The organism is Streptomyces sp. E2N166 (genome assembly GCF_003671715.1).
GTDB classification, from domain to species: Bacteria; Actinomycetota; Actinomycetes; order Streptomycetales; family Streptomycetaceae; genus Streptomyces; species Streptomyces thinghirensis.
This window is the reverse complement of record NZ_RAIF01000018.1, coordinates 54,952-65,234: the sequence shown is the minus strand read 5'-3', so window position 1 is coordinate 65,234 and position 10,283 is coordinate 54,952. Positions and strand designations below refer to the sequence as shown.

The 10,283-nt window shown below is 72.8% G+C and carries 8 protein-coding genes; 6 read left to right on the top strand and 2 right to left on the bottom strand.

Translation table 11 applies throughout. The features are described 5' to 3' along the window. Positions 1-159: 159 nt before the first annotated feature. From hutU to hutI, 4 genes are read left to right on the top strand one after another with little or no spacing between them, the layout of a single operon-like run. Positions 160-1,842, top strand: a complete 1,683-nt coding sequence (gene hutU / locus EBH09_RS14535; protein WP_121747444.1) for a urocanate hydratase — start codon at positions 160-162, stop codon at positions 1,840-1,842. Continuing rightward, on the top strand, positions 1,839-3,062 hold the full coding sequence (locus EBH09_RS14530; protein ID WP_121747443.1) for an allantoate amidohydrolase: 1,224 nt from the start codon (positions 1,839-1,841) through the stop codon (positions 3,060-3,062). Before hutU ends, EBH09_RS14530 begins: the two co-directional genes overlap by 4 nt. Beyond that, positions 3,059-4,405 (top strand): formimidoylglutamate deiminase, encoded by a 1,347-nt coding sequence (locus EBH09_RS14525; protein WP_121747442.1) that lies wholly within the window; start codon positions 3,059-3,061, stop codon positions 4,403-4,405. Before EBH09_RS14530 ends, EBH09_RS14525 begins: the two co-directional genes overlap by 4 nt. A gap of 41 nt (positions 4,406-4,446) precedes the next feature. Continuing rightward, a complete protein-coding gene (gene hutI, locus EBH09_RS14520) occupies positions 4,447-5,622 on the top strand; it encodes an imidazolonepropionase (RefSeq protein WP_121747441.1) in 1,176 nt (391 codons plus the stop codon). A gap of 76 nt (positions 5,623-5,698) precedes the next feature. Here hutI and EBH09_RS14515 read toward each other — a convergent pair whose 3' ends face one another. Together EBH09_RS14515 and EBH09_RS14510 are read right to left on the bottom strand one after the other, a co-directional pair. After that, positions 5,699-7,258, bottom strand: a complete 1,560-nt coding sequence (locus EBH09_RS14515; RefSeq protein ID WP_121747440.1) for an RICIN domain-containing protein — start codon at positions 7,256-7,258, stop codon at positions 5,699-5,701. Positions 7,259-7,505: 247 nt separating this feature from the next. Further along, positions 7,506-8,420 carry an RNA polymerase sigma factor SigF gene (locus EBH09_RS14510; RefSeq protein ID WP_121747803.1) on the bottom strand — a complete coding sequence of 305 codons (915 nt, stop codon included), beginning with the start codon at positions 8,418-8,420 and terminating at the stop codon, positions 7,506-7,508. Positions 8,421-8,673: 253 nt separating this feature from the next. Here EBH09_RS14510 and EBH09_RS14505 point away from each other — a divergent pair, with 253 nt between their 5' ends. Together EBH09_RS14505 and EBH09_RS14500 are read left to right on the top strand one after the other, a co-directional pair. Continuing rightward, positions 8,674-9,051, top strand: a complete 378-nt coding sequence (locus EBH09_RS14505; protein WP_121747439.1) for an STAS domain-containing protein — start codon at positions 8,674-8,676, stop codon at positions 9,049-9,051. Positions 9,052-9,240: 189 nt separating this feature from the next. After that, the gene (locus EBH09_RS14500; RefSeq protein ID WP_121747438.1) at positions 9,241-9,894 is read left to right on the top strand and encodes an ATP-binding protein; all 654 of its coding nucleotides are present in this window, start codon (positions 9,241-9,243) and stop codon (positions 9,892-9,894) included. The last annotated feature ends 389 nt before the right edge of the window (positions 9,895-10,283 follow it).

Genomic DNA, 10,283 nt, shown 5'->3' with positions numbered 1-10,283 from the left:
GCTCGTTGCCCGTCCCGCCGCCTGCCCCACGTATCCAGCCAAACACCCACGACGCGTTCGTGCCGGGACACGGATGTATTGACTAGTTCTATTCACGAGGTGAGGATATGAATATCCGCAGTAACAATCCGCCGGGAGCAAGCCACCAGGAGGCAGACCATGTCCGGACCCCGCCCTGTCCGAGCGCCACGCGGTACGACGCCGAGTGCCCTGGGCTGGCAGCAGGAGGCCGCCCTGCGGATGCTGCAGAACAATCTGGACCCCGAGGTCGCCGAGCATCCCGACAAGCTCGTCGTCTACGGCGGGACGGGCAAGGCGGCACGCGACTGGCGGTCCTTCGATGCCATGGTCCGTACGCTGCGGACCCTCAAGCAGGACGAGACGATGCTCGTCCAGTCGGGCCGCCCGGTCGGTGTCATGCAGACCCACGAGTGGGCCCCGCGCGTCCTCATCGCCAACTCCAACCTGGTCGGCGACTGGGCGAACTGGGAGGAGTTCCGCCGCCTGGAGGCCCTCGGCCTCACCATGTACGGGCAGATGACGGCCGGCTCCTGGATCTACATCGGCACCCAGGGCATCCTCCAGGGCACTTACGAGACCTTCGCCGCCGTCGCCGCCAAGAAGTTCGGAGGCACCCTCGCCGGGACCATCACCCTCACCGCCGGCCTCGGCGGCATGGGCGGCGCCCAGCCCCTCGCCGTGACGATGAACGACGGCGTCGCGATCTGCGTCGACTGCGACCCGCGCGCCATCGACCGCCGCATCGAGCACCGCTACCTCGACGTGAAGGCCGACTCCCCCGACCACGCCCTCCAGCTCGCCACCGAGGCCCGGGACCGGCGCAAGCCGCTGTCCATCGGCGTCCTCGGCAACGCCGCCGAGCTGGTCCCGCAGCTGCTCGCCATGGGCGCCCCGATCGACATCGTCACCGACCAGACCTCGGCCCACGACCCCCTGGCCTACCTGCCCACCGGGATCGCCTTCGAGGACATGGCCGACGCCGCCGCCAAGGACCCGGCCGGCTTCACCACCCGCGCCCGCGAGTCCATGGCCCGGCACGTCGAGGCCATGGTCGGCTTCCAGGACGCCGGCGCCGAGGTCTTCGACTACGGCAACTCCATCCGTGGCGAGGCGCAACTCGCCGGATACGACCGGGCCTTCGACTTCCCCGGCTTCGTCCCCGCCTACATCCGCCCCCTCTTCTGCGAGGGCAAGGGCCCCTTCCGCTGGGCCGCCCTCTCCGGCGACCCCGCCGACATCGCCAGGACCGACAAGGCGGTCCTCGACCTCTTCCCCGAGAACGAGTCCCTCGCCCGCTGGATCAAGATGGCGGGGGAGCGGGTCCGCTTCCAGGGCCTGCCCGCCCGGATCTGCTGGCTCGGCTACGGCGAGCGCGACAAGGCCGGTGAGCGGTTCAACGACATGGTCGCGAGCGGTGAACTCTCCGCCCCGGTCGTCATCGGCCGCGACCACCTCGACTGCGGCTCCGTCGCCTCCCCGTACCGCGAGACCGAGGCCATGCTCGACGGCTCGGACGCCATCGCCGACTGGCCGCTGCTCAACGCCATGGTCAACGTGGCCTCCGGCGCATCCTGGGTCTCCCTCCACCACGGCGGCGGCGTCGGCATGGGCCGCTCCATCCACGCCGGGCAGGTCACGGTCGCCGACGGCACCGCGCTGGCCGGCGAGAAGATCCGCCGGGTCCTCACCAACGACCCCGGTATGGGCGTCATCCGGCACGTCGACGCCGGGTACGACATCGCCGAGTCGGTCGCGGGGGAGCGGGACGTGCGGGTGCCCATGCGCGAGGGTGCCGAGACCCGCGAGGGTGACGACGCGTGAGCTTCCACAGCATGTGGGCGGAGCTGCTGCCGGTCGGCCGCAGCTCCGCCTCCGGCGGCTACCGCCGCTACGCATGGACCCCCGCCGACACCGACTGCCGGACCTGGTTCCGGGAGCAGGCCGAGGCACGCGGGCTGACCTACGAGACCGACCGCAACGGCAACCAGTGGGCCTGGCTCGGTGACCCCGCCGCCGGGGACGCCGTCGTCACCGGCTCCCACCTCGACTCCGTACCCGACGGCGGCGCCTTCGACGGGCCCCTCGGGGTCGTGTCCGCCTTCGCGGCCCTGGACGAACTGCGCGGCAGGGGAGCGCGGCTCACCAGGCCGCTGGGCATCGTCAACTTCGGCGACGAGGAGGGCGCCCGCTTCGGCCTCGCCTGCGTCGGCTCCCGCCTCACCACCGGCGCGCTCACCGTCGAGCAGGCCCACCGCCTCACCGACGGCGACGGCATCACACTTCCGCAGGCCATGGAGGCCGCCGGCCACGACCCGGAGACCATCGGCCCCGACCCCGAGCGGCTGGCCCGCATCGGCGCCTTCGTCGAACTCCACGTCGAACAGGGCCGCGCCCTCGACCTGTCCGGCGACCGGATCGGCATCGCGTCCGCCATCTGGCCGCACGGACGCTGGCGGTTCGACTTCCGGGGCGAGGCCAACCACGCCGGCACCACCCGCCTCGCCGACCGGCGCGACCCCATGCTGTCCTACGCCGAGACCGTGCTCGCCGCCCGCCGCGAGGCGGAACTCGCCGGTGCCGTCGCCACCTTCGGCAAGATCGCCGTGGAGCCCAACGGCGTCAACGCCATCCCGTCCCTCGTACGCGGCTGGCTCGACTCCCGCGCCGCCGACCAGGAAAGCCTGGACACCGTGGTCGGCGGGGTGGAGAAGGCCGCTCGTGAGTACGCCGCCGCCCACGGCGCCGACCTCGACGTCGTACGCGAGTCCTTCACCCCCGTCGTCGAGTTCGACCACGCCCTGCGCGACGAACTCGCCCGCATCCTCGGCGGCGACACGGGAACGGATCTCAGGGTGCCCGTCCTCGGCACCGGTGCCGGACACGACGCCGGAATCCTCTCCGGACGCGTCCCGACCGCCATGCTGTTCGTACGCAACCCCACCGGCGTCTCGCACTCCCCGGCCGAGTACGCCGCCGAGGACGACTGCGTGGCCGGGGTGAGCGCACTCGCCGACGTACTGGAAGGGCTGGCCCGCACGTGACCCCCACCAAGCGGACGTACTGGCTGGAGCACGCCTGGCTCGGCTCCCACGTCGAGCCGGGCGTCGCCGTGGACGTGGGCGACGGCCGCGTCACGGCCGTCCGCACGGACGTGCCCGCCCCGCCCCCGGGTGCGGAGCCCCTGCGCGGACTGACCCTCCCGGGCCTGGCCAACGCCCACTCGCACGCCTTCCACCGCGCCCTGCGCGGCACCGTCCAGGTCGGCTCCGGCACCTTCTGGACCTGGCGCGAGGTCATGTACTCCGTCGCCGACCGGCTGACCCCGGAGACCTACCACGACCTCGCCCGCGCGGTGTACGCCGAGATGGCGCTCGCCGGCATCACCACCGTCGGCGAGTTCCACTACGTCCACCACGCCCCCGGCGGCACCCCCTACGCCGACCCCAACGCCATGGGCGAGGCCCTGATCGAGGCCGCCGCCGAAGCCGGCATCCGCATCACCCTCCTCGACACCTGCTACCTGTCCGCCGGCTTCGGGCAGCCCCCGAACACCCACCAGCGCCGCTTCTCCGACGGGACGGCGGACGCCTGGGCGGAACGCTGTTCAGTTCTCAAGGAACGGGATCACGCACGGATCGGGGCGGCGATCCACTCCGTACGGGCCGTGCCCGCCGGCCAGTTGGCGACCGTGGCGCGCTGGGCCGAGGAGCGGCGGGCCCCGCTGCATGTGCACCTGTCCGAGCAGACCGCCGAGAACGACGCCTGCCGCGACGCCCACGGCCGCACCCCCACCCGGCTCCTCGCCGACCACGGCGTGCTCGGACCCCGCACCACCGGCGTCCACAACACCCACCTCACCGACGAGGACATCGCCCTGCTCGGCGGCAGCCGCACCGGCACCTGCATGTGCCCCACCACGGAACGCGACCTCGCCGACGGCATCGGCCCCGCAGCCGCCCTCCAGCGGGCCGGCTCCCCGCTCTCCCTCGGCTCCGACAGCCACGCCGTCGTCGACCTGCTCGAAGAGGCGCGCGCCATGGAGCTGAACGAGCGCCTGCGCACCCGCACCCGCGGCCACTGGACCGCCGCCGCCCTGCTGCGCGCCGCCACCGCCGACGGCCACGCCGCCCTCGGCTGGGACGACACCGGGACCATCGAGGCAGGCGCCCGCGCCGATCTCACCACGGTCGCCCTCGACTCGGTCAGAACGGCGGGGCCGCTGCCCAGGCTCGGCGCCGAGACGGCGGTATTCGCCGCGACGGCAGCGGATGTGCGGCACACGATCGTGGGCGGACGGCACGTCGTACGCGACGGGGCGCACTCCCTCGTACCCGATGTGCCCGAGTCCCTCGCGCGGGCCGTGGAAGCCCTGCGCGCCCGGTAACGAACGCCCGCTCCCGCCCCCACGAGGACGTCACGGAGATCATGAGCAGCAGCACCGTCATCACCAACATCGCCGCACTCGTCACCAACGACCCCTCCCTCGGTGACAACTCCCCCCTGGGACTGGTCCGGGACGCGGCCGTCGTCATCGACGGCGACCGCGTCGCGTGGACCGGTGAATCAAGCAAAGCACCCGCCACTGACAATCGGGTCGACGCCGGCGGCCGGGCGGCCCTCCCCGGCTTCGTCGACTCCCACTCCCACCTCCTCTTCGGCGGTGACCGCACCGAGGAGTTCAACGCCCGCATGTCCGGCCGCCCCTACAGCGCCGGCGGCATCCGCACCACCGTCGCCGCGACCCGCGCCGCGAGCGACGCGGAACTGGAGGCGGGCCTCACCCGTTACCTCGAAGAGGCCCTGCGCCAGGGCACCACCACCTTCGAGACCAAGTCCGGGTACGGCCTGACCACCGCCGACGAGTCCCGCGCCCTGCGCGTCGCCGCCCGCCACACCGACGAGGTCACCTTCCTCGGCGCCCACATCGTCGCCCCCGAACTCGCCGACGACCCGGCCGCCTACGTCGCCCTCGTCACCGGCGAGATGCTCGACGCCTGCGCCCCGCACGCCCGGTGGATCGACGTGTTCTGCGAGAAGGGCGCCTTCGACGGCGACCAGGCCCGGGCCATCCTCACCGCCGGCAAGGCCAAGGGCCTGCACCCGCGCATCCACGCCAACCAGCTCTCCTACGGCCCCGGCGTCCGGCTCGCGGTCGAACTCGACGCCGCCAGCGCCGACCACTGCACCCACCTCACCGACGCCGACGTGGACGCCCTCGCGAACAGCGGCACGGTCGCCACCCTGCTCCCCGGTGCCGAGTTCTCCACCCGTGCCGAGTGGCCGGACGCCCGGCGCCTCATCGACGCCGGTGCCACGGTCGCGCTGTCCACCGACTGCAACCCCGGTTCGTCCTTCACATCCTCCGTGCCGTTCTGCGTCGCCCTCGCCGTACGGGACATGGGGATGACCCCCGACGAGGCGGTCTGGTCGGCCACCGCCGGCGGCGCGGCCGCCCTGCGCCGCGACGACGTCGGCCGCCTCACCCCGGGCGCCTACGCCGACCTGATGCTCCTCGACGCCCCGAGCCACGTGCACCTGGCCTACCGGCCCGGCGTCCCGCTGGTCAGCGGGGTGTGGCGGCGCGGGGCGCGCGTCGTCTGAGCACGGCCCGGACGCCTGCTCGGATTCGCGCCCGGCTCCCCGCCCGGGTCCGCGCCCGGTTGCCCGCCCGAACCGCTCAGGAGGCCGCCCCGGCGCGCCACCGTTGGTCCGTCCGCCCCGGCCCAGCCCCCACGAGGACCACCGCGTCGCCCCCGCCCGGGGTGACCGCGCGGTCCGGGGCGACGCCGGGGCGGATCACACCGTGCGCGTCCACCGAGAAGCGGAGGTTCTGACCGTTGCGTCCGTCGACCGAGTCGCACTCCCAGATGCCGACGCCCTTGTCCACGGAGCCGCGGCTGTCCAGGCAGTAGTCCTCGTCGGCGTACGACTGGACCACCCCGCGCCCGGCGTCGACCCGCCACAGCTGGGTGTGGGACGAGGTGCAGGGCGCCGTGACGACGTCCGTGCCCTTCTCCAGGCCGCCGTCGATGTCCAGGCACCGGCCCGACGCGACGTTCACCACCTGGGAGTACGTGCCGCCCGGCGCCCGGTACGACGGCGTGGACGGCGTCGGCGACGGCCGTGCGGTGCGCGAGGGCGCCGGACTCGGCTTCGGCGAGGGTGACTTCGACGACGCGGAGGGGGACGGCGACGGCGTTGGGGAGGACGGCGTCGCCGGGACGGTCGCCGTCACCGTCACCGGCGGTGGTCCGGCGGGGGGACGTGTCGACGCGTTCGCCGCCGGCCGGGACGGCGTGTCGTCCGGCGACAGCACCAGGAAGAGCAGCGGCACCAGGGCCACGCCCAGGGCTGCCGAGGCCAGCGCGAAGCGGCGCGACGGCGGCCAGCTCCCGGGCATCGCGAGCGAGGGGGCGCCGTCCGGCTCGTTTGTCCCCCGCGCCGCGTACGCCGTGCCCGCCCACGGCAGCAGCCCCTCGGCCAGGGCCGTGCGCGGGGTGTCCCGCAGGGTGCACAGCTCCTCGTACGCCGCCGTGCAGTGCGGGCAGTGCGCCATGTGGGTGTGCAGATCGGCGCTGTTCCGCGGGGTGTCGGGCCGTACCGACTCCTCGATGAGGCGCCGGAAGTCCACACAGCGCGGGTCCTCGGAGGCGGCCAGCCGAGACCGCAGACAGGCCCGCGCCAGTGCCTGGAGCGCGGGCTGTGTGCCGTACGTGACGTCCTGGCGGCCGAGGCCGAGCAGCGCGGCCGTCCGGTCGGCGGGCTCCCGGTCCACCACGCCGTACCAGATCATGCCCTGGGAGCGGGGCGGCAGGGAGCGGAAGGCCGCGAGCATGGGCGGGACCGGGCAGCCCGTGCCCGCCGTGTTCACCACGAGGAGCAGACCGGCGTCGAGTCCGGCGGAGCGTTCGTCGGCCGCCCACTCGGCAGCGGTCTCACCGGCCAGGAGCAGGAGTTGATGCCGCCACGGCCCTCCGGCGTCGGTGCCGCGGGCGGCCCGACGGGCCGCCCGCGCGAAGGTACGCGCGGCCAGTTGCCGTGCCGTGGTCTCGCCGGCCGTGCACAGGCGGGCGTAGGCGAGTACCGAAGGCTGGTGCCGTGCGCGGAGTTCCTGGAGCGCCGGATAGGCGGTGGGGGTGTCGGCGCGCAGCAGTTCGGTCAGCCGCGCGTCGGACGCGGCGGAGTACCTGTGGTCCCCGGTCTGGGCGCCACCGTCGGTCCCGTCGCCCCGAGCCATCCGTCCGCCTCCTCGTACCCCGCGACTCCACGGTGCCGGTCCTGACGTACCGGCCAGTCTGCGGGGTGCCTCATAGTGGTGGAACGGGGCTCCCGAGGAAAGAGGTTTCCGTGGGTAACCGGCGGCTGTTTCGGTGGCGGCTCCGGACGCGCGCGATGGTCCGTACCGCAGGCGGCGCGCGCAACCCGAAGGGGGGCGGCCCGATTTCGGACCACCCCCCTGGAGGGCAAGCGTCACCCGGTGAGGACTACTCCTCGACCGTGAGCCCCTTGCGCAGCCGTACGAGTGTGCGCGAGAGCAGGCGCGAGACGTGCATCTGGGAGATGCCGAGCTCCTCGCCGATCTCCGACTGGGTCATGCCCGCGACGAAGCGGAGCGAGAGGATCTTGCGGTCCCGGGACGGGAGTTCGGCGATCAGCGGCTTCAGCGACTCGACGTACTCGATGCCCTCGAGCCCGTGGTCCTCGTAGCCGATGCGGTCGGCCAGCGCGCCCTCCGCGTCGTCCTCCTCCGGCTGGGCGTCCAGCGAGGAGGCGGTGTAGGCGTTGGAGGCCGCCATGCCCTCGACGACCTCGTCCTTGGACAGGCCGAGGTGCTCGGCCAGCTCGCTCACCGTGGGGGCGCGGTCGAGGCGCTGGGCCAGCTCGTCGCCGGCCTTGGCCAGGTCGAGCCGCAGCTCCTGGAGGCGGCGCGGGACGCGCACGGACCACGAGGTGTCGCGGAAGAAGCGCTTGATCTCGCCGATGATGGTCGGCATCGCGAAAGTGGGGAACTCCACACCGCGTGACATCTCGAAGCGGTCGATCGCCTTGATCAGCCCGATCGTGCCGACCTGGACGATGTCCTCCATCGGCTCGCTGCGGGAGCGGAAGCGGGAGGCGGCGAACTTGACCAGCGCGAGGTTGAGCTCGACGAGCGTGTTGCGCACGTACGCGTGCTCGTGGGTGCCTTCCTCCAGCGACTCCAGCCGCTCGAAGAGGGTCTTGGACAGGGCCCGGGCGTCCGCCGGAGCGACCTCGTCGTAAGCGGGGATGTCCGGAAGCCCGGCGAGTGCGCCGTCGTGGTCGACGACCGCGTCATGATGCTCGATGGGATCCAGATGTTCCGGAGGGAGTGTCGACGTCGCTTCTTGGGTACGCGATCCGTCGAGCCGGGGTGACATGATGTCCTCCATCGTTCTCGGCATACGGCTGCCGAAGCCAAATACGTGCACTGCGGTGTGCGGCGCCTCCAAAGCCGGCCGTGTCGGTTTACGTGTCCTATCTAGCCCTACCGGGTTTACCGAGCCCACCGCAAGTGTGTTCTGTGTTGATATGTCCGTTTGTGTGCGGTTGTTCGGGTGTCGGAGTGCGGTGGGAAGGCGTAGTGTTCGAGGGCGTCAGTAAGCAGTCACGACCTCGGGAGAGAGAAACGGCATGGACCGCGGGACGGTCGGCAGTGCCCAGTCGGGCCGGCTTCTGGTCGAAGTACGGGAAGAGGGCCCCAGTGCCGTCGTGACACCGGCGGGTGAGTTGGATCACCACACCGCCGAACTGTTGCGCGAGCCACTGGAGGACTGTCTCGCCAAGGGATTCAACCGGCTCGTCGTCGACTGCTCGCGCCTGGAGTTCTGCGACTCCACGGGACTCAACGTCCTGCTCGGCGCGCGGTTGAAGGCGGAGGCCGCGGGGGGCGGTGTGCATCTGGTGGCCATGCAGCCCGTCGTGGCTCGCGTGTTCGAGATCACGGGGGCCGAAGCGGTCTTCACCCTCCATGACACCCTTGAGGCCGCCCTGGCCGACGAGTCCGACTGAACCGGCCCTTGTCCGGCCGGCGGCGGGTCTCGTGCGCTGCCTGGGGCAGGCGTTTTCGCCCCGTCCTGTGTTTCGTGCCGAATACAGGGGTGTTCGGACGAGCCGGTCGGGCAGGAGACACCCTGAGCTGTCTGTGTACGACGTACGACTTTGAAACGTGAACTGGTGAATCGGTGAGGTGAAGCGCTGATGAGCACCACCCGGCCCTACTCGCCGGGCGACCGCGGTCCGGAGCCCAGCGGCGCTTCCGGGGCGTCCGAGGGGGGCGTGCCCGGGACCGGGGAGTCCGAGGGGGGCGTGTCCGCGGGGCAGGCCGCCGTGATCGGGACGTCCGTGCCGTCGTCCCCGTCCGCGGCCTCGGCCCCGTCCTCTTCTTCCTCGCCTCCGTCTCCTTCTCCCGTCGGGGAAGGGAGCGCGCCTGCGGGGGGCGGTGGGCGGCAGGGGCGCAGGCTGAGCTTCGACGACCAGAGCGGGGTGGTCCCCCTCGCTCGTGACTTCACCCGCCAGGCGCTGTACGCCTGGGGCTGGCTGCCCTCCGCCACCGCGGACCACCGGGCCGCCGCCGAGGACGTGCTCCTCGTGGTGTCCGAGCTGGTCACCAACGCGTGTCTGCATGCCGAGGGGCCGGACGAGCTGTGGATCACCTGTGAGAAGAAGGTGATCCGGCTGGAGGTCTCCGACCGGGGTACGGGTCAGCCGACGCCGCGGACCCCGCACCGGGCGGGGCGTCCTGGTGGCCACGGCATGTTCATCGTGCAGCGGTTGTGCCTGGACTGGGGCGTGGTGCGTACGCCGGGGGTCGCGGGCAAGCGGGTGTGGGCCGAGCTGGCGGCGCCGGCGTAGGCCTCTGGCGGCGCGGTGGCCTGCGGTGGCCTGCGGCGCTCTTCCCGGCCTTTTCCCGCCCGCCCGAGTCGGTCGGCCAGGAGGCCGACGTCCCTGGGGATCCGCCCCAGACCCCGGCGGGGACTGCGTCCCCCGCGCCCCTGCGAGTGCGGGTCCGCTGCCCTGTGAGCCCTCAAGCTTCCGCGTCTGACCTGTGCCGAGCGTGCCGCGCAGTCTTGCGTTCCTGCGTCGCCCTGCACCCGCGCTGCCGCAAGCGTGTCCGCCGCCCTGTGCGGCTCGAAGCGCCCGCCGCCCGTCGCCCCTGTGCGGCTTGAAGCGCCCGCCGCCCCGTCGCCCTCTGCCCCGCGCTGCCGCAAGCGTCCGTCGCCCCGTCGCCCTCTGCCCCGCGC